This window comes from Martelella sp. NC20, assembly GCF_013459645.1.
Taxonomy (GTDB): Bacteria; Pseudomonadota; Alphaproteobacteria; order Rhizobiales; family Rhizobiaceae; genus Martelella.
Window position 1 is genome coordinate 2,715,109 of the sequence record NZ_CP054861.1, and the last position, 22,435, is coordinate 2,737,543.

At 63.2% G+C, this 22,435-nt stretch carries 20 protein-coding genes; 7 read left to right on the forward strand and 13 right to left on the reverse strand.

Annotated elements, in window-relative coordinates; all coding sequences use genetic code 11:
* Nucleotides 1-61: 61 nt before the first annotated feature.
* The 3 genes from HQ843_RS12925 (at nucleotide 62) to HQ843_RS12935 (ending at nucleotide 4,307) form a co-directional block, all read left to right on the forward strand.
* Nucleotides 62-925: a helix-turn-helix domain-containing protein gene (locus HQ843_RS12925; RefSeq protein ID WP_180897930.1), complete on the forward strand. Its 864-nt coding sequence runs from the start codon at nucleotides 62-64 to the stop codon at nucleotides 923-925.
* A gap of 243 nt (nucleotides 926-1,168) precedes the next feature.
* Nucleotides 1,169-2,302 (forward strand): TAXI family TRAP transporter solute-binding subunit, encoded by a 1,134-nt coding sequence (locus HQ843_RS12930; RefSeq protein ID WP_180897929.1) that lies wholly within the window; start codon nucleotides 1,169-1,171, stop codon nucleotides 2,300-2,302.
* Nucleotides 2,303-2,315: 13 nt separating this feature from the next.
* Complete coding sequence (locus HQ843_RS12935) at nucleotides 2,316-4,307, forward strand: TRAP transporter permease (protein ID WP_180897928.1); 1,992 nt, start codon at nucleotides 2,316-2,318, stop codon at nucleotides 4,305-4,307.
* Nucleotides 4,308-4,540: 233 nt separating this feature from the next.
* On the opposite strand, the gene HQ843_RS12940 is transcribed toward HQ843_RS12935, so the two are convergent.
* The 11 genes from HQ843_RS12940 to HQ843_RS12990 all read right to left on the reverse strand — a co-directional run bounded on the left by HQ843_RS12940 (nucleotide 4,541) and on the right by HQ843_RS12990 (nucleotide 16,540).
* A complete protein-coding gene (locus tag HQ843_RS12940) occupies nucleotides 4,541-5,308 on the reverse strand; it encodes an SDR family NAD(P)-dependent oxidoreductase (RefSeq protein WP_180897927.1) in 768 nt (255 codons plus the stop codon).
* A gap of 40 nt (nucleotides 5,309-5,348) precedes the next feature.
* Nucleotides 5,349-6,128: an SDR family NAD(P)-dependent oxidoreductase gene (locus HQ843_RS12945; protein WP_180897926.1), complete on the reverse strand. Its 780-nt coding sequence runs from the start codon at nucleotides 6,126-6,128 to the stop codon at nucleotides 5,349-5,351.
* 51 nt (nucleotides 6,129-6,179) lie between these two features.
* Nucleotides 6,180-7,688: a sugar ABC transporter ATP-binding protein gene (locus HQ843_RS12950; RefSeq protein WP_180897925.1), complete on the reverse strand. Its 1,509-nt coding sequence runs from the start codon at nucleotides 7,686-7,688 to the stop codon at nucleotides 6,180-6,182.
* Nucleotides 7,689-7,739: 51 nt separating this feature from the next.
* Complete coding sequence (locus tag HQ843_RS12955) at nucleotides 7,740-8,849, reverse strand: sugar ABC transporter substrate-binding protein (protein WP_246710373.1); 1,110 nt, start codon at nucleotides 8,847-8,849, stop codon at nucleotides 7,740-7,742.
* Nucleotides 8,850-8,895: 46 nt separating this feature from the next.
* The gene (locus HQ843_RS12960) at nucleotides 8,896-9,909 is read right to left on the reverse strand and encodes an ABC transporter permease (RefSeq protein ID WP_180897924.1); all 1,014 of its coding nucleotides are present in this window, start codon (nucleotides 9,907-9,909) and stop codon (nucleotides 8,896-8,898) included.
* Nucleotides 9,910-9,952: 43 nt separating this feature from the next.
* The gene (locus HQ843_RS12965; RefSeq protein ID WP_180897923.1) at nucleotides 9,953-11,572 is read right to left on the reverse strand and encodes an alkaline phosphatase family protein; all 1,620 of its coding nucleotides are present in this window, start codon (nucleotides 11,570-11,572) and stop codon (nucleotides 9,953-9,955) included.
* A gap of 25 nt (nucleotides 11,573-11,597) precedes the next feature.
* On the reverse strand, nucleotides 11,598-12,893 hold the full coding sequence (locus HQ843_RS12970) for a TRAP transporter large permease (protein WP_180897922.1): 1,296 nt from the start codon (nucleotides 12,891-12,893) through the stop codon (nucleotides 11,598-11,600).
* The gene (locus HQ843_RS12975; protein ID WP_180897921.1) at nucleotides 12,893-13,417 is read right to left on the reverse strand and encodes a TRAP transporter small permease; all 525 of its coding nucleotides are present in this window, start codon (nucleotides 13,415-13,417) and stop codon (nucleotides 12,893-12,895) included. The genes HQ843_RS12970 and HQ843_RS12975 overlap by 1 nt, the downstream gene beginning before the upstream one ends.
* A gap of 11 nt (nucleotides 13,418-13,428) precedes the next feature.
* Nucleotides 13,429-14,487, reverse strand: a complete 1,059-nt coding sequence (gene dctP, locus HQ843_RS12980) for a TRAP transporter substrate-binding protein DctP (protein WP_180897920.1) — start codon at nucleotides 14,485-14,487, stop codon at nucleotides 13,429-13,431.
* 166 nt (nucleotides 14,488-14,653) lie between these two features.
* Nucleotides 14,654-15,613 (reverse strand): LysR substrate-binding domain-containing protein, encoded by a 960-nt coding sequence (locus HQ843_RS12985; protein WP_180897919.1) that lies wholly within the window; start codon nucleotides 15,611-15,613, stop codon nucleotides 14,654-14,656.
* 153 nt (nucleotides 15,614-15,766) lie between these two features.
* A complete protein-coding gene (locus HQ843_RS12990; protein WP_180897918.1) occupies nucleotides 15,767-16,540 on the reverse strand; it encodes an HpcH/HpaI aldolase family protein in 774 nt (257 codons plus the stop codon).
* 163 nt (nucleotides 16,541-16,703) lie between these two features.
* On the opposite strand from HQ843_RS12990, the gene HQ843_RS12995 reads away from it, so the two are divergent.
* On the forward strand, nucleotides 16,704-17,207 hold the full coding sequence (locus tag HQ843_RS12995) for a flavin reductase family protein (RefSeq protein WP_180897917.1): 504 nt from the start codon (nucleotides 16,704-16,706) through the stop codon (nucleotides 17,205-17,207).
* 36 nt (nucleotides 17,208-17,243) lie between these two features.
* Here the strand turns inward: HQ843_RS12995 and HQ843_RS13000 are convergent, their stop codons facing one another.
* Nucleotides 17,244-18,464, reverse strand: coding sequence for an acyl-CoA dehydrogenase family protein (locus tag HQ843_RS13000; RefSeq protein WP_180897916.1), 1,221 nt, complete (start codon nucleotides 18,462-18,464; stop codon nucleotides 17,244-17,246).
* Between the two features lie 130 nt (nucleotides 18,465-18,594).
* Nucleotides 18,595-19,263, reverse strand: coding sequence for a TetR/AcrR family transcriptional regulator (locus HQ843_RS13005; protein ID WP_180897915.1), 669 nt, complete (start codon nucleotides 19,261-19,263; stop codon nucleotides 18,595-18,597).
* Between the two features lie 265 nt (nucleotides 19,264-19,528).
* Here HQ843_RS13005 and HQ843_RS13010 point away from each other — a divergent pair, with 265 nt between their 5' ends.
* The 3 genes from HQ843_RS13010 to HQ843_RS13020 all read left to right on the forward strand — a co-directional run bounded on the left by HQ843_RS13010 (nucleotide 19,529) and on the right by HQ843_RS13020 (nucleotide 22,414).
* Nucleotides 19,529-20,356, forward strand: coding sequence for an AtaL-like protein (locus HQ843_RS13010; RefSeq protein ID WP_180897914.1), 828 nt, complete (start codon nucleotides 19,529-19,531; stop codon nucleotides 20,354-20,356).
* 96 nt (nucleotides 20,357-20,452) lie between these two features.
* Complete coding sequence (locus tag HQ843_RS13015; RefSeq protein ID WP_180897913.1) at nucleotides 20,453-21,268, forward strand: SDR family NAD(P)-dependent oxidoreductase; 816 nt, start codon at nucleotides 20,453-20,455, stop codon at nucleotides 21,266-21,268.
* A gap of 135 nt (nucleotides 21,269-21,403) precedes the next feature.
* Entirely contained in the window at nucleotides 21,404-22,414 is a 1,011-nt protein-coding gene (locus tag HQ843_RS13020) for a TRAP transporter substrate-binding protein (RefSeq protein WP_180897912.1), read from the forward strand.
* Nucleotides 22,415-22,435 lie beyond the last annotated feature (21 nt).

A 22,435-nucleotide genomic window follows, 5' to 3' on the forward strand; every position in this document is an offset into this window, starting at 1 on the left:
GTATCCGGTTCCCGCGAGCGGGTGCGGCTGAGAAAGCGAGCGGGGTTCAAGGGAGGAAAACATGAACTCTTATCTGCCGGTCAATTCCGTTCTCCGTTCGCTTGAGGTTCTGAAGATCCTCAACCGCCAGCGGGTTTCGTCGGTCGATCATATCCACCGGGTGTCGGGTCTGCCGAAGCCGACGGTGGTGCGTCTTCTCGAGACGCTGATCGAGGCGGGCTATGTCTCGAAGCGGGAAAGCGACAAGGGCTATCGCGTCACCTCGCAGGTGGCCGCCCTCAGTTGCGGCTTTCACGGGGCGCCGCTGGCGGTGGAGGCGGGGCGGCCCTGGGCGCAGGAACTCACCCGCGTCCACAAATGGCCGGTCGCGATCGCCGTGCCCAATGGCAATGCGGTCATGGTGTGCGACACCACCTGCGGCGAAAGCCCGATGGCGCCCTATCATGCGCTGATCTACAAGCGCATGGGGCTGGTGACGACCGCGCTCGGGCGCGCCTATCTCGCCTTCTGCCCGCCCGAGGAACGCCGGCTGACGATGCAGTTGCTGAAGAATTCCGCCCATCCCGACAGCGAGATCATGGAACTCTCCGACATGGTTGACCATGTGATCCGGGTGACCCAGAAAATGCGGTTCGCCGAACGCATAGGCGTCAAGGCCTCGGAGCCGTCCTCCAGCGTTGCCGTGCCGATCTACGGGCATGATGAGGGCAAGATCCTCGCCACGATCGGCATGACCTATTACACGCGGGCGGTGCGCCGCGAGGATGTTCTCAAACGCTATGTGCCCCAGTTGAAGGCAGCATCCGCTGCCATTACCGAGAGCATCAAGCGCATGAGCCATGCCCTCGATGCCGAAAAGGCGGAATGGTCGGGCGATGTCGTGGTCAAAAACGGCGAGGCCGCGCCGGTTGCGGCAAGCGTCTGAGACCCGTTGAGCTGTTCGGTGAGCGCTCTCGGTTTGTCATTCGGATGAGTTTCATGACGTGAAATGCGCGGGGCTGCGACTGGCGCAGCCCTTTCCTTGCTCTACTCTCCTTCATCAAGCCCTGACTGACGCGCCTGCCGGAAGCGGAAAAGCGTTTCCGCATCCATGGGAGAAAATGGCAAAGCCGAACATCGGGCGACTCATTCGGAGGAGCAGGCCTCAGGGCCGCAGGAGGAGATAAAAATGCTGAAAAAGTTCTCGATCATCGCCGGATTGGCTCTGATGCCGGTTTCGGTCGCCCTTGCCGACGACGTCAAACTGCCGGGCACGATTGCCGTTACTGCGGCCGATGTCGGCGGAACGTCCTATAATCAGGCTATCGCCATCGGCAAGGCGCTTCAGGATGCCTATGGCGTTTCGCTTCGCGTTGTCGGCACCGGCAATCCGCAGGCCAAGGTGGCGCCGGTGCGTGATGGCCGCATGCCGTTCTCGATTGCCGGCAGCGATGTCTTCTTCGCCTTCGAGGGGGTCGACGACTATGCCTCCCCGGATTGGGGGCCGCAGGATTTGCGGGCTGTCAGCCTTGTCGGCGGCGATAACTGCCTGACCTATATCGTGGCCGGTGACGCCGGCATCGAAACCATGGCGGATTTCAAGGGCAAACGCATCCCCTGGGTCGTCGGCTCCAGCCCGCTTCAGGCCAATGCCAAGGCGATGCTGGCCTTCGGAGGGCTGACGATCGACGATGTCACGCTGGTCGAAATGCCGAGCTATGGCGCGGCGATCGACGCGATGATCAACGGACAGGTGGATGGCGTGACCACGGTCAGCACCGGCGGTCTCGTCGAAAAGGCGGTCGCCGGTCCGCGCGGGCTGAAATACGTCCCCTATCCCCATGACGATGCCGAGGGTTGGGCGCGGATGCGCGAGGTCAATCCGCATTTCGCCAAGCGGGTCGCGACCCAGGCTGCTGGCGGGCTGAAGGAGCCGCTGGAATGCATCGGCGTACCCTATCCCGACGTCATCACCTATTCGGATGATTCCGATCTCGTCTACAATTTCACGCGGGCGCTGGTCGAGCAGGTCGATGTCTATTCGAAGGCCGATCCCAGCACGGCCGGCTTTGCCGCCGACAAGCAGATGTTCGAGTGGACGGTTCCCTATCATGAAGCCTCGATCAAGGCCTACAGGGAGGCCGGAACCTGGACCGACGAACTCGACGCCCACAATGACGCGCTTCTGGCCCGCGCCGCCGTGCTCGCCGATGCCTGGGCTACGACCGAGGACATGCGCGGCGATGCCGACTTTCAGGAGCAGTGGATGAAAATCCGCGCGGAGGCCCTGCAGGCGGCCGGCATGCCGGCCTATTTCCAGTAGACGAAAGCGCGACATGTCCGACAATACAGTCAAGAACGATGTTGCTGGCGGGGATACGGTCTCCGCCAGAAATCTCGGCGGCGCGGCGCGCTGGATTGCGCGGCTTGCGACGGTGGCGCTGATCGTGCTGTCGATCAACCAGGCGTTCAATATCAGCGCGCGCATGGGCCACACGCTGATCGAGCAGCAATATCTCTACACCGTGCTGTTTCTGACGATCCCCATTGCTTTCCTTCTTTTTCCGATGCGGGCCAGCCAGGCGAAGCGCGGGCCGACGATATTGGACTGGGGCCTCGCGGGCCTGTCGGCCGCCTGCTTCATCTTCTTCGTCTATTATTCCTATTCAATCATCCGCTATGGCTGGGAGATGATGCCGCCGTTCAACACGGTCGTGGTCGGCGCCGTGCTGTGGGTTCTGGTGATCGAGGCGGCGCGCCGGGCCGGCGGCACGGTGCTGGCGGTGATCGTGCTGTTTTTCTCGACCTATCCGCTTTTCGCCGACAAGCTGCCCGGGCCGATCTCCGCCTTCGCATCGCCGTTCGAATATGTCGCGGCCTATCACGCGATGTCGCTTGAAAGCATGATGGGGATACCGCTCCGGGCCTTTGCCAACCTCGTGTTCGGTTTCATCCTGTTCGGCGTGGCGCTGGAACATACCGGGGCAGGGCGGTTCTTCATCAATCTTGCCTTCGCGTTGCTCGGCCATGTGCGCGGCGGGCCGGCCAAGGTCGCGATCATGTCGAGCGGGTTGATGGGGTCGCTTTCGGGCAGCGTCGTGACCAACGTGCTGACCACCGGCGTCATGACGATCCCGGCGATGAAGCGCTCGGGCATGAAGGGCGTCACGGCGGCGGCGATCGAGACCTGCGCCTCCACCGGCGGCGTGCTGATGCCGCCGGTGATGGGGGCTGCCGCTTTCGTGATGGCGAGCTTCCTGCAGGTTTCCTATTCGACGATCGCGCTGGCCGCGGCGATCCCGGCATTGCTTTATTTCTTCGGCCTGTTCATCCAGATCGATGCGCGCGCCGCGCGCGACGGGCTGAAGGGCCTGCCGGAGACCGAGCTGCCCGATCTGAAACAGACGCTGAAGGAGGGCTGGCACCACAGCTTCGCGATCGTCCTGCTGGTCTTCATGCTGCTGGTCATGCGCCAGGAATCGCTCGCGCCCTATTATGCGACCGCCATCCTGCTGATCATCAACCAGATCGTCTCGAAGGACGGGCGCTGGGGCAGGAAGGAGGTGCTGGCGTTCATAGATGGCAGCGCGCATCTGTTTTCCAATCTCGCCGCGATCCTCGCCGGCGTCGGCATGATCGTGGGCGGCCTGTCGATGACCGGGCTTGCCGGCACGCTGGTGAACGACCTGCTGTTCATCGCCGGCGGAAACCCATACGTGCTCCTGATGATGGGCGCGGTCACCAGTCTCGTCCTCGGGGTCGGGATGCCGTCCACGGCCTGCTACATCTTCCTCGCGATCATGCTGGCCCCGGCGCTGATCCAGGCCGGGCTCGAGCCGATCGCGGTGCACCTGTTCATCTTCTACTGGGGCATGCTGAGCTATATCACGCCGCCGCTTGCGCTTGGCGCATTCGCCGCCGCTTCCGTCGCCAGGACGCCGCCGATGCAGACCGGGTTCGAATCGATGAAGATCGGCTCGGTGATCTATTTCATCCCGTTTTTCTTCGTGCTCGATCCGGGGCTTGTTCTGGTGGGGCACTGGCAGAACATCGTGTTTTCGACCGCTCTTGCCGTGTTCGGCGTCTATATCTTCGCCGGCGCCATTCAGGGCTATCTGGCGGGGATCGGACCGCTGTTTGCGCGAAGCCCGGCGGGCCTGTTGCTGCGGCTCCCGGTACTCGTGGGCGCGGTGCTGATCGCCCTGCCGGGCGAGGCCATTCCGGGGGTGAGCGATATCGAGCTGCTGATCGCGGGACTTGCGCTGATCGCCCCGATCCTGACCGCCGCCTTCATCCTCAACCGAAGGACGGCTATCGCCGCCGCCTGATCCCCCGGAGCGGGGCCGCCGCGACATCGCTCAGCAGCGGTCCGCGCCAGCATGGTATCGCAGAACGCAAACCTCGTTATGCACCAATGGCGCGGTTCACAGATGCAAATCGGGATTGGACCGTTCAAGAGCAGGGTCGCCTTTCACGGAAACGCGGCCCTGCTTCCTCTCTTTTGTTTCACTGCGTCTTCGCGGACGTCAGGTGATTTGACCTGATTGCCAAATGCTCGACTTCACCAGGCGCGGATGCCGCCGTCGACGGCGATGTCGGCGCCGGTGATGTAGCTGGCGTCGTCGCTTGCGAGGAAGGCGACGGCGGCGGCGACCTCTTCCGGCTGGCCCATCCGATTCATCATCGCCCGGCCGAGCTGGATGCGCGACCAGTTCTCGTCCTGAAGGATGAATCGGGTCTGGTTGGTCTCGATCGTGCCGGGCGAGACGGAGTTGGCGCGCACCCCGTGCTTGCGGCCCTCCATGGCGAGCTGCCGGGTCATCGACAGCACGCCGCCCTTGGCAGCGACATGGGCGAGCGCCGGCAGCATTTCGAGCCCGATCCAGGAATTGATCGAGGCGGTGTTGACGATATTGCCGCCGTTCTTGCACAGCTCCGGCCAGGCCGCGCGCGTCATCAGGAAGACGAGGTCGAGTTCCTGGTTGATGGTGTTGTGCCAGGTGTCGTCGTCCATGCCGTCGATCCAGGCGAAATAGGCCATAGCGCCGTTGTTGAACAGCATGTCGACGGCGCCGAATTTTTCGACCGCGCCGGCGACGACCCGGTCGCAATCGGCCGTCTTCGTCAGATCGGCAGGGTCGATGGAAATCATAGTGCCGCCGGCCTCGGTGACGAGCCGGACTGTTTCCTGTGCGGGCTCGGGGGCGATATCGCAGCCGACGACATTGGCGCCCTCGGCGGCGAAGCGCAGGCAGGTTGCCCGGCCGATGCTGCCGCCGGAGCCGGTGATGATGCAGGTCTTGCCCTTGAGGCGTTGTGTCAGGTCCATGCTATTTTCCTCCCTTGGTGGTTTTGCGGCTGGCCGTGGCTCAGTCCATCTGCATGCCGCCGTCGATGTGATAGGACTGGCCGGTAACGTTTCTGGCGAGGTCCGAGGCGAGATAGGCGACCAGATGGCCGACATCCTCCGGCGTTTGCGGCCGTCCCTGCGGCACCAGTCCGACGAAATTCTTCTTCGCCGTCTCGAAGTCCACGTGATCGGCATCGGCCATCTGACCGACGATCCCGTCATGCAGCGGCGTCATCAGAATGCCGGGGCAGACGGCGTTGACAGTGATGCCGGTGCGGGCGAATTCCTGAGCGATGCTCTGGGTGAAGCCGATGACGCCGAATTTCGATGTGCAGTAGTGCGAAAAATTGCCCACCCCCTGCTTGGAGACGACCGAGGCGAGGTTGATGATCCGGCCGCGGTCGCGCGCCGCCATGCCGGGCATGAAGGCGCGGGTGGTGATGAACTGGCCCTTCAGGTTGATGTCGAGCACGAAATCCCAGTCCTTCTCGGTCATTTCGAGCAGCGGCTTGCGGCCGGAAACGCCGGCATTGTTGACGAGAATGTCGGGCGGCCCGAGTTTTGCCTCGACCGCTTCCGCCAGCGCGAAGGCCGAATCCCAGTCGGTCACGTCGTGGCGCAGCACGATCGCCCTGCCGCCGGTCGCCTCGATGGCGCGCCGCGTCGGCTCTGCCGTGTCGGGATTGATGTCGGCGATCGCGATTGCCGCGCCGTAGCCGGAAAGCACCTTCGAAATGCCGGCGCCGATGCCCATGCCGCCGCCGGTCACGACGGCGATCCTGCCTTCAAGGTTGATCATGCGTGTTCTCCATTATGGTTTGCGTCTGTTGGCGATCGGGCGGGCATCGCCTCATCCCGATCCGTTCATGCTGTGTGTCAGCTCATGTTCGGTCAGGCGGCTGCCCTTCAGTTCATCGATGATGCGGCCGCGCGCGAACACGAGGACACGGTCGGCGCAGGCGACGTAGTCGCCGAGATCGGTGGACTGGAACAGGATGATCCGCTCGCGTTCTGCGAGCCCGCGGATGATGCGGTACATCTCGCGCTTGGCGTTGACATCGACGCCGCGCATCGGATCATCGAGAAGCAGGAGGTCGGGCGCGGCCTCCAGCCAGCGCGCAAACACGACCTTCTGCTGGTTGCCGCCGGAAAGGGTTGCGACCGGATCGTCGACATCGGCCATCTTGATGCCGATCTCGGCGGAACGGGCGCGCGCCGTCTCGCGCTGGCGCGCGACATTGGGGACGGGCCCGTCGCGGCCGAGCGCAAGGGAGCGGACGGCGGAAATGTTTTCGTGAATGCTCTGCTGCAGGGTGAGCCCGAGCCGTTTGCGGTCCGAGGGGAAATAGGCGACGCCGTTCCTGACCGCCTCGGCCCTGCTTGCCGGCGTGCCCTTTCCCGACGGAAGGGTGATCGTGCCGGCGGAAGGGCGGCGCATGCCGAACAGCACCTCGATCAGCGTGTCGGTGCCGGCGCCCGCAAGACCTGCGATGCCGACCACCTCGCCCTCATGGGCGACGAGGCGTTCGATCCTGAGCGCCGTCCCGACTTCGAGGCCGGCGATCGTCAGTGCCTTGCCGCCGGTCGCGCCCGCCGCCGTGTCAGGAGCCGCAGCCGAATGCAGCGGCGCCGGCGCGCGGCCGAGCATCGCCTCGACGATCTGCGCAATGGTCGGGCGTCCTGCCGGGAGGGCCACATTGGCGCCGTCGCGAATGACGATGACGTCATCCACGACTTCCAGCACCTCCTCGAGAAAATGAGAGATGTAGATGATCGCGACACCGGTATCGCGCAGCCTCAGCAGGATATCGTGAAGCCGGTGGACCTCGGCGGCCTGAAGCGCCGAGGTCGGCTCGTCGAGGATCAGCACGCGAGGCGATTGCAACAGGGCGCGGGCGATCTCGACGATCTGCCGGTCGGCGAGCGTGAGCGCATCGACCGGCGTCGGCATCGCCACCGAGAGGCCGAGCGCCTCGGTCTGCGCTTTCGCCTTGCGCAGGAAATCCCGGGTCGGGACAAGGCCGGCGCGGCCCGGCACCAGCCACAGGTTTTCGCCGACGCTGAGGGCCGGGAACAGGTTGAGCTCCTGGGAGACGAAGGCGACGCCGCGCTGCCAGGCCTCCTGCATCGAGCCCATGTGGAACGGCCTGCCCTCGAACACAAGCTCGCCGCCGTCCGGCTGAAGCGCGCCGGAGAGGATTTTCATCAGGGTCGACTTGCCCGCGCCATTGGCCCCGAGCAGCCCGGTGATCCGGCCGGCATGGATATCGATCTCGACGCCGGCAAGCGCGCGGGTCGCGCCGAAGGACTTTGATATCTTGCGGGTGGAATAGATGGCTGTGTTTATTGCTGTGTTCATGGCGGTCTTCCCGGTGGGCGGAGGGGACTTTGTCCCCTCCGCGCCGCAGGTTCAGTCGAGCTCCGGCGTATCGTAGGTGCTGGAGACGGCGAGATTGCCGGAGGTTGCCTTTTCCAGTGCCGCGTCGATATCGGGCCGGTGGAACACGGTCAGCCTGGCCTCCGGGTCCGTCCAGGCGTCGATATAGGCATCGATGTCGTCGGCGGCGATCAGGCGCGGATCGATCTTGAGCCAGCCCTGTGGAAGCGGCGTACCGTCATGGATCGACTTGGCGGTGAGGTAGGTCGCGACATAGGCCTGGGTGAAGAACGAGGAGTTGACGATGCCGGTCACGCTTCCGTCCTTGACGCCGAGGCGGACGTCTTCCGGCGAATCCATCGCGACGGTGATCGCGTCGAGCCCGTCATCCTCGATGATCTTGATATTGGCCTGAATGCCCGGCTCGCAGGCATCGACATAGGCAAGCGCATCGGGCGTGCGCTGCATCGCCTGGCTCCAGGCGAGAAACGCGCCCTCGCGATCCGGCTTGGTTTCGATGGTTGGAAGCACCGTCACCTTGGGAAGCGCCGTCGCCATCGCCGCGCGGAAGCCGGTGACCCGGTTTTCCAGCGTCGAAAGGCCGGGAACGCAGAGGCCGACAACGACCGTGCCCTCGATATCGGTGCGCGGCTTGCCGAGTTTTTCCTCAAGTGTGGCCGCAATCGAGTCCGCCGAGACCGCGCCCTGGGCTGCCGGATCGTTGGAGACGAACAGGCTGTCGGCGAATTCCTCGGTCGGGGCGGCGTTGATCCACACCACCTTCACGCCGGCCTCCTCGGCCTGAAGCGCGGGCTCGGTGAACAGCGCCGGGGCGACATTGGTCACGATCAGCGCGTCGGGCGCGGTCTGGGTTTCCTGCATCATCATCATCGCCTGCTGGCCCGGATCGAAATTGGTCGGTCCGACGACCTTGAGGTCGACAGGGAAGCCGAGATCGGCGACGGCGGCCTCGGCCCCGGCCAGGATCTCGGTGTTCCATTCCCCGGCGGTCAGAGCCTGGATGAAGGAGATGCGGATCGGATCATCGGCGGCAAGCGCGCTGCCGGGCAGGGTCGCCGCCGTCAGGGCGGCGCCGGCCGCTGCCGCAAGAAGCAGTCGTCTGCGGATATTCATCGGTTTCATTGTGAGTTCCTCCCGTGTTTGGCCCTGTTGGGCGCTGGCAAGCTGGTCAGGGTTTCTCGGCATTGCGCCTTTTCAGAAAGCGGTCGAGGGCGATCGCGCCGAGAATGACGCAGCCGGTGACGAAGCGGCTGTAATTGGGGTCGATGTTGTAGAACACGACGGCGGTGTTGATCAGCGAGATCACGAACACGCCAAGCAGCGCGCCGATCAGCGTGCCGGTGCCGCCGGCAAGCGAGGTGCCGCCGATCACGGCGGCGGCGATCACCAGCAGCTCCTTCGAAAGCCCCATCGACGGGTCGACCGCCTTGAAGAAGGCGAGCGTCATGCAGCCGGAAAGGGCGCAGAGCACGCCGACCAACGTGGTCACCATGATGCGGGTGGCGCCGACACGGATGCCGATGAATTCAGCGGCCGCCCGGTTCGCCCCGATGGCGCGCACCGTCGCGCCGAAGCGGGTGCGCTTGAAGACGAAATGCAGGACCACAAGCGCGATCAGCAGGATCCAGGAAGGGGTGGGCAGGCCAAGGATTTCGCCGCCGAAAAACTGGAAGAACGAATGATCGCGCGGCATGCCGAAGATCGGTCGTCCGCCGGAAATGATCAGGTTGAGCCCGAAATAGGCTGACAGCGTGCCGAGCGTGACGATGATCATCGGTACGTCGAGAAGCACCGTCAGGAGACCGTTGATCGCGCCAAGCGCCGCGCCGACGGCAAGGGCGGCGGCGAAGGCGACCCAGGGGTCGATCCCGGCCTTGATCAGAAGTGCTGCGGAAGTGGCGCTGACGGCATACATGCCGCCGACGGACAGGTCGATCTCGACCATCGAGATCAGGAACACCATGCCGAAAACCATCATGCCGACGAAGGCGGCATCGCGCAGCAGCGTCTTGATCGAGCCGGGGGAGAAAAGCTCGGGATGGGGAATGCCGATGGCGAGCACCAGCACCAGCACGCCGAGCACCAGGCCGGCCTCGTCGAAGACGGTCAGCCTCTTCCAGAGCCCGACCCGGCTTGCTGCCGCCTGCGCGCCTTCCGGCGCCTGTTTTTCTGTTGAGGTCATGGCCATGTTCGTTGTTTCGCTTCTGTCCTTGCCGCCGGACCGTTCAGGGCTGTGGGGTGGCGTTTGGAAAGTGTCGCTTCAGATCCGTCTCGTCCCACACGCCGATATAGACGCCGGGCACTTCGACATTGGTATTGCGCTCGACCAGGGCTGCCGGGACGGTGATGCGGGTGTGGAATTTGCGCGACCAGGCGCACAACGCCTCGTACATGCGGTTGCGCACGGCCTCATGCGCCGGATCGGCGCCAAGGTCGTTGAGCTCCAGCGGATCGTTTTCGAGGTCGAACAGCATCGGACGGAAGCCCTCGGCGTGGATGTATTTCCACCGGGCATCACAGACCATGGTCATGCGCGCGTCCTCCGGCGGCACGTCGAGGGCGATGCGGGCGTAGCGGGTCGAGTAGTCGTATTCGGAGATCGCGTATTGTCGCCAGGCCTCGGGCTCTGCCCTGTCATGCAGCAGCGGCATCAGGCTGCGGCCCTCGAGGATGTGCGGCAGCGGTGCGCCGCCGAAGGCGTCGAGGAAGGTCGGCGCGAGGTCGATATATTCGACGAGGTCGGCGCGCACCATGCCGCGCGTGGCGTCGGCCTTGCTGCGGGGATCGCAGATGATCAGCGGCACGCGCGCGGAGACATCGTGGAACTGGTCCTTCTCGCCCATCCAGTGGTCACCGAGATAGTCGCCATGGTCGGAGGAGAACACGATCATCGTGTCGTCCATCATCCCGCGCGCTTCCATGAAGGCGAAGAGCTCGCCCAACTGGTCGTCGACCTGCCTGATCAGGCCCATATAGGGCGGAATGATCGCCTCCCGGACCGCCTCGTCGACGAAGCCGCGGCAGATGCGCGACTGCTGAAACGCCCGGAACACCGGATGGGCATGGTCGCCGTCGCGCTCCCGGTCGTGACGGATCGCCGCCTGGATGTCGTCCTTGCCATACATGTCGTTGTAGGGCGCCGGCACCACATAGGGCCAGTGCGGCTTGATGAAGGACAGATGGCAGAGCCACGGACCATCGCCGGCGGTCTCCATGAATTCCATCGCCTTGCGGGTCATATAGGGCGTTTCGGAATGTTCGTCCGGGACGCGGGCCGGCAGGCCGTTGTAGCGCATCAGCCAGCCCGAATGGGCGCTACCGTCCTTGTCTTCGGTGGCGTTCGCCCATTCCTCCCAAGGGTTGTCGCCGCCGTAGCCGTTTTCGCGCAGATAGCGGTTGTAGCTCAACTCCGGCTCGGCGAGCGGTCCGTCCGGATGGATGCCGTCGTCGCGGATGAAGGGTTCGAAGCCGCATTCGGCATGGTTGCGGCCGACGGGCGAGGCGGGGTCGATGCCGAGCCATTCCATCCCGGCCCTGTCGGGAACCATGTGGGTCTTGCCGACCAGCACCGGGCGCACCCCTATCTTTCTCAGGTGATCACCTAGCGTCGGCTCGCCGATGCGCAGCGGAAAGCCGTTCCAGGTCGAGCCGTGCGAGCGGCAGTAGCGGCCGGTATAGGCGCTCATCCGCGAAGGGGCGCAGATCGGCGATTGCACATAGGCGCGGTCGAAACGGACGCCACGCGCGGCCAGCGCGTCGATATTCGGGGTTTCCAAGGTCGGATGGCCGGCGCAGGACAGATAGTCGAAGCGCAACTGGTCGCACATGATCCACAAGACATTCATTTCAGAACCACCTCATTCATGTTTGTCACCATGCCAGCAGGCCGAGCGCGACGATCGGAAAGGCGATCAGGATCGCGAGCGCCACCGCATCGGCGATGACGAAGGAGACCACGCCGGAGAAAATCGCGCCGAGCCGTATATCCGGCATCACGGAGCGTACGGTGAAGACATTCATGCCGATCGGCGGAGTGATGAGACCCATCTCCACCACGACGATCATGATGATGCCGAACCAGACGAGGTTGACGTCGAGGGTCAGCAGCGACGGCAGGAAGACCGGCACGATCAGCAGCAGGATGCCGATGGAATCGAAGATCATGCCCATCACGATCGAGATCAGGCATATGCTGAGCACGAGGCCGAGCGGACCGAGATGGAATGTCTCCACGATCGAAACCAGCTCATAGGGCAGGCCGGTGAGATTGATGAAATTGGCGAACACCTGGGCACCGAAGATGACGACGAACAGCATCGCGGTGGTGCGGCAGGATTCGATCAGGATCCGGTAGAGCGCGGCAACCGAGCGGACATAGCCGCGCATGACGGCGAAGGCCGCGGCTCCGACGGCTCCGATCCCGGCGGCCTCGGTCGGCGAGCAGATGCCGAAATAGATGCCGCCCAGCACGATGATGAACAGCGCCACGATAGGCCAGACCCTGGCATAGGCGGCAAGGCGTTCGGCACGGCTCATCGGCGCGCCGGCGCGGCCGAGGCCCGGCTTGAGCCAGACCGAAATGGCAACGGCGCCGAGATAGAGTGCGACGAGAAGAATGCCGGGGATGAAGGCGGCGACGAACAGCTTGCCGACATCCTGCTCGGCCACCAGCGCATAGATTACCAGCGGCACGGAGGGCGGGATCATGATCCCGAGCGTGCCGCCGGCGGCCACCACGCCCGATGACAGGCGATCGTCATAGCCGTAGCGGCGCATATGCGGCATCGCCACCCTGGTCATCGTCGCGGCCGTTGCGAGCGACGAGCCGGAGACGGCCGAGAATCCGGCGCAGGCGAGCACCGTGGCATGGGCAAGACCGCCCGGCCGCGCGCCGACAAGCGCATAGGCGGCCCTGAACAGGTCCTCCGATATGTTCGAACGGTGGATGAAAGCGCCCATGACGATGAACAGCGGGATCACCGAAAGTCCATAATTGGCGCCGCTTTCCATGATCTGCTGGCTGGACATGGTGAAAGCGGCGGCGAAGTTCCAGTCGCGGGTATAGGCAAAGCCGACGAGGCCGACCAGAAGCGTGGTGAAGCCCAGCGGAAAGCCGAGGAAGCACAGGGAAAGCAGAATGGCGAAGCCGATCAGCGAGAGTTCCACTATTCGATCCCCACATTGCCGGGTTCATAACCGGGATCTCCCGCGCCGGGCGAAAGCCGCCCTTTCGAGCGGATGATCGCGATGGCGAACAGGGCGACGCCCAAGGTCGAGAAGATCGCGGCGGCCATCGGCATCAGCCATTGCGGCTGCGAGAGCACGGCCGTCATCTTGCCGCTCTTCAGAAGCGAGCCGGCGTGGCGATAGAGTTCGAAGGTCATCAGCGCATAGACGAGGAGCGTGACCATCAGCACCGCCCAACGCTGCAGGTTTGGAAAGTGGAGGGAATACCAGCTCTCGAAGATCGAGACGGTGATGTGCTCATTGTGGGCGCTGACGAAGGCGACGCCGGCGAAGATGGTTACCACCATCAGGAATTCGACATACTCGGCGGTGCCGAAGATCGAATGATGGAAGCCATAGCGTCCGATGACGTCGGCGAAGGTCAGGATCATCATTGCCAGCAATCCGGTGCCGGCCAGCACGGCCAGCACGGTCTCGATCGCCTTGTAGATGCGCGCAAACATGGCGGTCGGTCTCACTTGGCCTGTTCTTCCGCCAGCGCCTTGTCATAGGCATCCTCGAAATAGGCGATCGCCGCGTCGCCATCGACGCCGATCTTCGCAGTGGCGGCCTTCCATTCGTCGAGCATCGGCTTGGCAAGTGCGGCCAGATCCGTTTCGAGGCTCGGATCGGGCTCGATGACCTTGACGCCCTCGGCGATGAACTTGTCGCGGGCGGCCTCGAATTCCTCGTCCACGATGGCGCCGAACCATTTTGAATAGTCGCGGCCGAGCGTCTTCTTGATCGCCACCTGGTCCTCTGGCGCAATCTTCGCCCATTTGTCCTTGTTGATGAACAGGGCGAAGGAGGGCTGGGAAATCTTGCGGGTCATGAAGGTGCCGGACCTGGTATATTCGCCGAGCTTGAATGATTCCAGCGTGTCCCAGGTGACGCCGGCATAGCCGTCGACGACGCCGCGGGAAATGATTTCCAGCATCTGCACCGCGGGACCTGCGACCACCGGCGAGCCGGTGGTCTTGATGACGTCCGCGACCGTGCCCGAAACGGCCCACATCTTGCGGTCGGCGATGTCCTTCACGGTCATGATCGGCTGGTCGGTCAGCGACCATATGTCCGATCCGTTGATCGCATAGATAGCGACGAGTTCGACATCCTCGAATTCGCCTGGCTTTCCGGCGAAGAATTTCTGGTAGGTGTCCCACAGCGCCACGGACGAGGCGGAGGCGTCGGCGCGGCCGACGAAGGGCAGCATCGGGATCTGCAGGCCGAGCGTCTCCTCGCGGGCAAAGCCGATATAGGAGATCGCGCCGTCCATGACACCGCCGCGCACGCCGTCGAGCTGATCCGGCGCGCCGGCAAGGCTCTTGGCCGGAATCCGGACCCTGACGCGCCCCTCGGTCGCTTCATCCACAAGGCGGTCCATTTCAGGCAAAGTCTTGGCGCAGGTGTAATATTGAGGGGCGTGGAAGCAGTTGAACAGGATGGTCTCGGTCGCATTGGCGGTGGCCGGCGCCATCAGGGGCGCCAGCGCCACGGCAAACATACCGGCGCGCGCGGTCAGCTTGGCAATCATGATTTGTCCTCCCTTTCCGGCGGACTTTCGATAGCGCGGAAAATGGAGCCTGCCTGCCTCCCAGGCAGAATTTCGTGCGCACCAACCGCCGGTGATGGCTTGACGCTAATTACCCACAATTCGTCCGTCAATAGATATTATATTAAAATATCGATATTTTATAGAACTATACTTTTTTTGATATGGTGACTCTGTCGTTCTGAGTTCGGCTCGCTTGGTCACGGATGATCTCGGCGAGGGCGATGGCCATGTCGCCGGTCTCGCGTTCGCGGGGAAAAGCCAGCCCGATGGGGCTGATCAGGCGGATATTGGCGAAGAACAAAGCGGTGAACCGTCCGGATTCGAGTTCCGGCTTGAGCGCACTGACGGGGAAGACAACAATGGCGTTATTTTCGCGCGCATATTCGCAAGCGAACTCCACCGAGGCTGTTTCGATGGTGTTGGAGAAAGCGCCGGCGCCGATCGAGGCCAGATAATTGTCGATGTCCTCGCGGATCGTCGAGCGGGGGAGGGGGATGATAACGGGATAGCGGTCGAGGTCGTCGAAACCGGGCGACTTTATCTGACGGAGGGGATGGTTTTGCGTGACGGCGAAGACCAGTTCCTCGTTGAACAGTCGTTCAAAACGGATACCCTTCATCGACTGGCTGTCGACGCCGACGCCGATCGCCATCTCGATTTCGTTTGCGCGCAGCTTGTCCATGATATCGGCATTCGAGCCGGTTATGATCCTGACGCTCGTGTCGCCATGACGTTTCTTGAATTCGGCGATCCAGCCGGGCAGCAGCGTCCGCACCACGCTCGGCATCGCGCCGATGACGAGCGCGGGCTTTCTGTCCTTGGTGCGCACTCTGCCGACGCCCTCGGCGATCTCATGCATGCCCCGCAAAACGTGCATGTGAAACGTCTGTCCCGCATCCGTCAGGGTCAACCCGTCGCGCGAACGGTCGAAAAGCGGGCTGCCCAGCAGATCCTCCAGTTCACGAAGCGATCGCGAGAGCGCCGGCTGCGCGGTCCCGAGGTTGGCGGCTGCGCGCGAGATATTGCGTTCGCTTGCGATCTCCAGAAAACAGCGGATGTGGCGCAGACGGATGCCCTGCAGACTGGCCGGGTTGGTTGTCGACATGGCCTACCTCGCGATCGCGGATGCTCCGGCAATGGTTTGAGAACGTGTTCGAAACCTTACGCAACGTCAAAACGCGAAAGCGGCAATTTCGGCGCCTCTTGCGGCGCCATGCAGGCGCTCATCGCATGCCGTCATGTCGGCGCGGAACGACAGTCACCCGGCCTTCGCTTCACCGAGCGCAGCCTTGGCTCCGGCGCAGAAAACGCCGATATCGCTGGTGACGCCGACGAAGCGATAGCCCCATTCGGCATAAAGCCGCGCTGCCGCTCCGCCGGCCGCAAGAATGCCGGGCACCTTGCCGGCAGCGACGATGCGCCCGAGCGCCGATCTGAGCACAGCCTGGACCTCCTCATGTCCGGGATTGCCGATATGGCCGAGAGATGCCGCAAGATCGGAAGGGCCGATGAAGACGCCGTCTACGCCCTCGACCGCCGCTATGTCGTCGATCGCCTCAATCGCTTCACGGGTCTCGACCTGTACCAGAACACAGATTTCGTCATTGGCGACAGCGAAATAGTCGGCTGCCTGCCCAAACCGCCCCGCGCGCGTCGCTGCGGAGACGCCGCGCCGGCCTTCCGGCGGATAGCGGGTGGAGGCCACCGCCTGCCGGGCTTCCTCCGCCGTTTGCACGAAGGGCAGGACCAGCGTTTGCGCGCCGATGTCGAGCACCCGCTTGATCAGCACCGGGTCGTTCCAGGCAGGGCGTGCCAAAAGCGCGGTTGGCCCGGCGGCCGCAGCCTGAAGCAGCGGCTGCAGACCGCCGATATCGATGGCGGAATGCTCGCTGTCCATCAGCATCCAGTCATAGCCGAGAAGCGAGGCCGCTTCCGAGAGCACCGGGCTCGCGGACATCATCCAGAGGCCATAAACCGTCTCTCCGGAGAGCAGGCGGCGCTTGAAGGCATTGCGGGGCGCGGTCACGGACATGGTTTTCCATCCTGTGGGTTTTGATCATTATCATCGATAAATCCATAGCTATCCATATTTATAAATAAATCGATGATCATGGCAATGAATGGACGAAAAAATAAACGATAACTTGAGTTTTCATCGTTTATATATATTATCATCGATAAAATTGGAGGGGCTAATGGAAGAACTCGACAGCGAAGCAATCGGCCTGCAGTTCCGCGCCACCATGCGCAAATACCCGGCTGCCGTAACCATCATCACGGCCAATGACGGCATTCGCGATCATGGCATGACGGCGACCGCGGTGACCTCGGTCTCGATGGACCCGCCGTCGATGATGGCATGCCTCAACAACCGCACGCTTCTGCACACGATGTTGCTGAACCAACCCTATTTTGCCGTCAATGTCCTGAGTGTCAGTCACCCGGAGGTCTCCGAGGCCTTTTCGGGCAAGGTCGCGCCGGAAGAGCGGTTTTCGACCGGCGGCTGGGTTCGCGACCCGAAAAACATGCTGATCCTCCCGACGGCCCATGCCACCGTGATCTGCTCACGCGTCGCGGCCGTTCCCTTCGGCACCCACACGATCTTCGTCGGTCGGGTGCTGCGCGCCCATGTGGACGAGGAAACGCGGCCGCTGCTCTATCAGGATGCAGCCTATCACACCTCGCTGCCGGCGCTGTGACGATGCCGGTCCGCGATCGCGGCCCGGCTTCTCTCGTTAAAATATCCCGACCGGTTGCAGGCCGAGCATCTGCGTGCCGTACATTTCGGCAAGCATGTCCCAGTCTATGCTCGAATGGGTGGCAGCCGAATTGGCGTCGCGCCACTGGCGTTGCACCTTGAAATCGAGCCCCGCCGCCGCCGCGCCCGACTTGTTGTAGAGTTCCTGCGTCACCTCCGCCGCCGTCCGGCCGGCGAAGCCATGGTTGCGGCGAATGCGGGTTCGCTGTTCGATCGTCAGCGTCCCGCCGTTATCGAGCACGGCCTCTCCCTCCTGAAGCGACATCAGCATCATCACCCGGGCTGCGTCGACGCGGGCGGCGTTGGAGCCCACGAGCCGTTGGATCAGCTTGCTCTCGGCGACCTTTTCGAACACCCCCGGACGCGCGAGCCGGGTCGCCCCCGCCGCAATTTCCGTGAATGCCTCGACTGCGCCCTGGGCCATGCCGACGATCGGCGACACAAGCGCGGTGGGACCGAAGGTCGGATAGGTGTATTTTGCCTGCGGATTGTCAGGAATATCACGGCCGGGGACCGCGCCCGTCATGACCGCCTTGATCGGCAGGACGCGGTGCGCAGGAACGAAAACCGGTTCGGTGATATGCACCGTCTTCGATCCGGTGCCCTGCAGGCCCGCCACATTCCAGCTGTCGTGGTCGATGGTGATGTCGGTCACCGGCACCAGAAACCAGGACAGCATCGGCGGGCCTTCCCCCGCCGGGTTCGGCACCAATCCAGCAAGAATGGCCCATGCGGCGCTGTCGATGCCGGATGCCCATGGCCACGAGCCGGCAATCATGTAGCCGCCATCGGCTGGCGTCACCTTCGGCGTCGGCGTATAGGAAACGGCAAGCAGATTGTCGGTATCTTCCCAGACCTCCTCCTGCGCCTCGAGCGGAAAGAACGCCGTCATCCAGCCGAAGCAGACGGCAAGCGTGCCGCACCACGCCGTCGAGCCGCAATGGCGGCCGAGTTCGAAGCCCACCCGCGCCATCGCCGAGGGCGGATACTCATAGCCGCCGAAACGTTTCGGCTGCATTACCTTGAAAAGCCCCGTCTCGCGGAGTTCGGCCATGGTTTCCTCGGAAATACGCTTGGCCTTTTCGGTTGCCGGCGCGCGTTCGCCAAAGCGTGATCCGAGCGCTGCCACCCGCTGCAGGATCGTGTCGAATTCCGGCCGTAACGGCTCGGCGGCACGTACGGTTGATGTGTTCTGCATTCACTCCTCCCTGAGCTGCATACCGTAACGATCGTTACAGTTTCTAAGCTGCCATTGAAGGAAGGGAAAGTCAAACCGGAAGTGTCCGGTTGCCCGCAACAGGCCAATAATGGGCCAAACGGGAAGAGGATCAGCGGGTCGGCCGGCTGCCGTTCAGGAAGATATCGACGGCAAGCCGAACAGTGTCGTCGATCCGGGCGACGCGGCTTTCCTCGCTCACCGCCGACGTCAGCCATTTCAGCATGGCCTCGCCGATCAGCGCATCATGGAAAAGCATGGCGAGGCGAAAGGGGTCGACGTCGTTCCGCAGCGCACCGCGTTCCTGCTGCAGCGCAATCCAGGAGGCGATGACGCCGCAGGCCGTGCGTGGGCCTGTGTCGTAAAACAGCCGCCCTGCCTCGGGGAAGGCGCGGCCGATCGACGTCATCAGCCGGTGGAATTTCAGCACTTCGGTGCTGAGTACTATATTGACGAAGCTGTAGGCGATGCGGGTGAGCTGTTCCTCGATCGTGCCGGTCGTGCGGATGTCGATCTTAACCGTCACCTCGCCGCACATCCATTCCACAACGGCTTCGAACAGCTTTTCCTTGCTGCCGAAGTTGGAATAAATCGTGCCTTTGGAGCCGCCGGTAACATCGATGATGTCGTTGATCGAAACGGAATCATAGCCCCGTTCGAGAAACAGCTCTCCGGCGAGCCGCACGATCCTGTCGCGCTTGCTTTCTTCCTCGCCCGCCGGACGCGGCTCGAAATTGCCGCTCAGATCAAGCGCTTGCGTAGCGGGAACGTCATTGGACACCCTGTTCTCCCAGATCCTGCGGACCTATCGGAGCGCGCCGGGCGCGTCCGGTCGGCATGAACTCGTTAAATATTCGAATAGGCGATTGCGAACACTTTGACAAGTTCGCAAAGCATCGTTATCGTAACATACGTTACAGTACGTTCATCTGCGACAAAGCAACGCGTCGCATGGTGGCATTTTGTTTCGCCGCGCCTTGGGGAAAGGCCCGCGGTTTCGGTTCGCAGCGCCGGGGAGGCGCTGCCGCAAACAGGAGGAGAAAACCATGATCGAAGTCAGCCGTCGTATCCCGGTCAACGAGCCGGGCCAGCCGCATCTCACCCGCTCCGATGTCTGGCAGGGACTGGTGAGGAAAGCCAACAACGCCCTGCCGTTCGTTCCCGCCATGACGCATTGCGAAGTGACCGAGCGCATCGATGACAACACGATCATCCGCGAGATCGAGTTTCGCGGTGAGCGCTGCCATGAAAAGGTGACGCTGACGCCCGAGACCAATGTCCGGTTCGACCGTCTCGACGGAACGGTGCTCGGCACCATCAACAATGATATCGAAGAAGACGATGATGGGCTCGGCCTGCGCTTCAGCTTCTCCCTCAGCCTCGAAGGTGTCGCCGACGGCAGTTCCGAGGAGATCGAATACGGCAAGGTGGTCGAGCGCGATTACCTCAAGGCCGTGGATGCCACGCTCGCCGCGATCCGCAAGTTGAAGAACCAGCGCAGCGCGCTGATCGGGCAATATTACAAGGTCGTCGATTCGATGGATCTTGCCGCCTTCGAAGCCATGCACACGCCGGACGCAAGGGTGCTGTTTGCGAACTTTCCCGCGGCAGAGGGGCGGGCGGCCATTGCCGGCGCGATCGGCCATTTCTGGTCAACGATCGGGGGGCTCAGCCACCGCATCGTCAACCGCTGGGATCATGCGGACGAGACCATCCTCGAAGTGGCGGTCGACTACACCCGGCTTGATGGCAGCCATGTCGTGCTGCCCTGCGTTTCGATCATCAGGCCGGAGGATGACAAGGTCAAGGAACTGCGCGTCTTCATCGACGTCGCGCCGATCTATGCAAAGCAGGAAGAAGCCGTCGGGGCCTGAACCCAGTCCGACGGCAAGCAACATGCCCGGCATCGCTCCGCGTGGCCGGGCATGGGCTTCCATTGACCGAAACATATCTCTTCAAGGAACAGGATAATGGCAATCGCGGATGTCAGCGGGAAGTCGCTGGAAGCTCTGGTCTCGCTTGCGGGACGCAATTATGTGGTCACCGGTGCGGGGGCCGGTATCGGCAGGGCGGTGGCCAGTCGGCTTGCGGAGGCCGGCGGCCGGGTAATGGTGGCCGACCTCAACGTCGAGGCCGCCGAGGCGACGGTGGCCGGCCTTGCGGGTAGCGGCCACCTTGCGCAGAGGATCGATGTCACCGACCCTGCCTCGGTCGCGGCGGCGGCCGACGCGGCCGTCGAAAAGCTCGGCGGCATTGATGGCTGGGCCAATATCGCCGGTGTCTATCCCGTCATCCCGACGCTCGACATGAGCGATGGCGACTGGAACAGGATCATCGGCATCAATCTCAACGGGACGTTTTACGGCGCGCGCGAGGCGGCGCGGCGGATGACGGCGGCGGGCAGGCCGGGTGTGATCGTCAACACGGTCTCGACCACGGTGCACAAGGTGCCGGCCCCCGGTCTCGCAGCCTATATCGCCGCCAAGGGTGGTGTCGAGGCGCTGACGCGGGCGCTCGCGCTCGAATTCGGCCCCTCCGATATCCGCGTTCTGGCGGTTGGTCCGACGCTGACGCGCACGGAGGGCACACTCGCCCAGAAGCCGTTTCTGGAGCAGGCGATGGGCAATATCGGCGACGCCCACGAGCTCTACGGCGGACGGCTGCCGCTCGGCCGCATCGCGGTCGCCGATGACATCGCCCGCGTCGTTCTGTTCGCCGTGAGCGATCTCGGCCAGATGATGACCGGCGGCGCGCTTTATATCGACGGCGGCGACCTGGTGTTCTGACAGGCGCCGCGGATCGCCTGGCGAAGGTGAATGGAGATGTAAGACAGGGTTTTTCAAAAGCGGCGGATCAGACCATCGGCTTGGGAGGGCGGATGCCGGTCAGTCGATGCACTTGACAAAGGGAGGAGAAAGAAAATGAAGACCTGGACGAGCGGCCTTGCCGCCATTGCCATCGGCGTTTCGGCCGGCATGGCATGCGCAGACGAGCTTTCGGTGGCGACTTTCGTGCCGCCGCAGCATCACACCAATGTCAATGTTTTCGAGTGGTTTGGTGATGAACTCGCCGGGCGCACCGATGGTGAGCTTGCCGTGCGCATCTATCCCGGCGGCCAGCTTGGCGCCGGACCGGTGCAGCAATACAAGCGCGCCGTGGAGGGCGTGGCCGATGTGGTGCTCGGCGTTGCCGGCTATACGCCGGAACTGTTCCCGAAGGTCATGCTCACGGTCCCGCCCGGCAAGGCCGCGAACTCGCTTGAGCTTTCCGATGCCTTCATCGAGAACTGGGATCTTTTCGCCGACGAGTTCGACGAGGTCGTGTTCCTCGGCATCGGCTTTCCGGCCGGCACGTCGCTTGCGGCCACCAAGGACCTGTCGACGCTGGACTCATGGAAGGGCGCCAAGATTGTCCCCTATACCGCCCAGATGGCGCCGATGATCGAAGCGCTTGGGGCCGTGCCGGTGCAGATGCCGGTCACCGATGTCTATACCGCGCTTTCCACCGGCACGATCGACGGCGCGATTGCCGCCCACAACAACATGCTGCCGCCGTGGAACTGGCAGGAAGTGACGACGCATTACATCGACAATATCCCGCCGCAGTTTCAGACGGTCTATTTCATAATGAACAAGGACCGTTACCAGGCGCTGCCGGAAGATCAACGCGCCGCGATCGACGCGCTCAAGGGAAAGCCGTTCACCGACGTCGCCTCGGCAAGCTTTCACAACGCCGACCAGCAGGCGCTGGAAAAGATGAAAGCTTCCGGCGACCTGCCGTTCGCGTTCATCACCGTCTCCGATGCCGAACGGGCCAGGATGGACGCAGCCGTCGCCGAGGGCATGGAGCAGATATTTGACGAGTATGAAGCGCGCGGCATTTCCAACGCCCGCCAGATCTATTCCGATCTGCACGGTGCGGTGGACGACTGAACCACTTCCGAAACGGTACAA

Excerpts from the sequence above, each read along its gene's own strand:
- HQ843_RS12990 (WP_180897918.1), bottom strand. The coding sequence starts at position 16,540 with ATGTCCGTGACCGCGCCCCGCAATGCCTTCAAGCGCCGCCTGCTCTCC.
- HQ843_RS13015 (WP_180897913.1), top strand. The coding sequence starts at position 20,453 with ATGGCAATCGCGGATGTCAGCGGGAAGTCGCTGGAAGCTCTGGTCTCG.
- HQ843_RS12925 (WP_180897930.1), top strand. The coding sequence starts at position 62 with ATGAACTCTTATCTGCCGGTCAATTCCGTTCTCCGTTCGCTTGAGGTT.
- HQ843_RS12935 (WP_180897928.1), top strand. The coding sequence starts at position 2,316 with ATGTCCGACAATACAGTCAAGAACGATGTTGCTGGCGGGGATACGGTC.
- HQ843_RS12940 (WP_180897927.1), bottom strand. The coding sequence starts at position 5,308 with ATGGACCTGACACAACGCCTCAAGGGCAAGACCTGCATCATCACCGGC.
- HQ843_RS13000 (WP_180897916.1), bottom strand. The coding sequence starts at position 18,464 with ATGCAGAACACATCAACCGTACGTGCCGCCGAGCCGTTACGGCCGGAA.
- HQ843_RS12965 (WP_180897923.1), bottom strand. The coding sequence starts at position 11,572 with ATGAATGTCTTGTGGATCATGTGCGACCAGTTGCGCTTCGACTATCTG.
- HQ843_RS12960 (WP_180897924.1), bottom strand. The coding sequence starts at position 9,909 with ATGACCTCAACAGAAAAACAGGCGCCGGAAGGCGCGCAGGCGGCAGCA.
- HQ843_RS12955 (WP_246710373.1), bottom strand. The coding sequence starts at position 8,849 with ATGAAACCGATGAATATCCGCAGACGACTGCTTCTTGCGGCAGCGGCC.
- HQ843_RS12985 (WP_180897919.1), bottom strand. The coding sequence starts at position 15,613 with ATGTCGACAACCAACCCGGCCAGTCTGCAGGGCATCCGTCTGCGCCAC.
- HQ843_RS13020 (WP_180897912.1), top strand. The coding sequence starts at position 21,404 with ATGAAGACCTGGACGAGCGGCCTTGCCGCCATTGCCATCGGCGTTTCG.
- HQ843_RS12950 (WP_180897925.1), bottom strand. The coding sequence starts at position 7,688 with ATGAACACAGCAATAAACACAGCCATCTATTCCACCCGCAAGATATCA.
- HQ843_RS13010 (WP_180897914.1), top strand. The coding sequence starts at position 19,529 with ATGATCGAAGTCAGCCGTCGTATCCCGGTCAACGAGCCGGGCCAGCCG.
- dctP (WP_180897920.1), bottom strand. The coding sequence starts at position 14,487 with ATGATTGCCAAGCTGACCGCGCGCGCCGGTATGTTTGCCGTGGCGCTG.
- HQ843_RS12930 (WP_180897929.1), top strand. The coding sequence starts at position 1,169 with ATGCTGAAAAAGTTCTCGATCATCGCCGGATTGGCTCTGATGCCGGTT.
- HQ843_RS12945 (WP_180897926.1), bottom strand. The coding sequence starts at position 6,128 with ATGATCAACCTTGAAGGCAGGATCGCCGTCGTGACCGGCGGCGGCATG.
- HQ843_RS12995 (WP_180897917.1), top strand. The coding sequence starts at position 16,704 with ATGGAAGAACTCGACAGCGAAGCAATCGGCCTGCAGTTCCGCGCCACC.
- HQ843_RS12975 (WP_180897921.1), bottom strand. The coding sequence starts at position 13,417 with ATGTTTGCGCGCATCTACAAGGCGATCGAGACCGTGCTGGCCGTGCTG.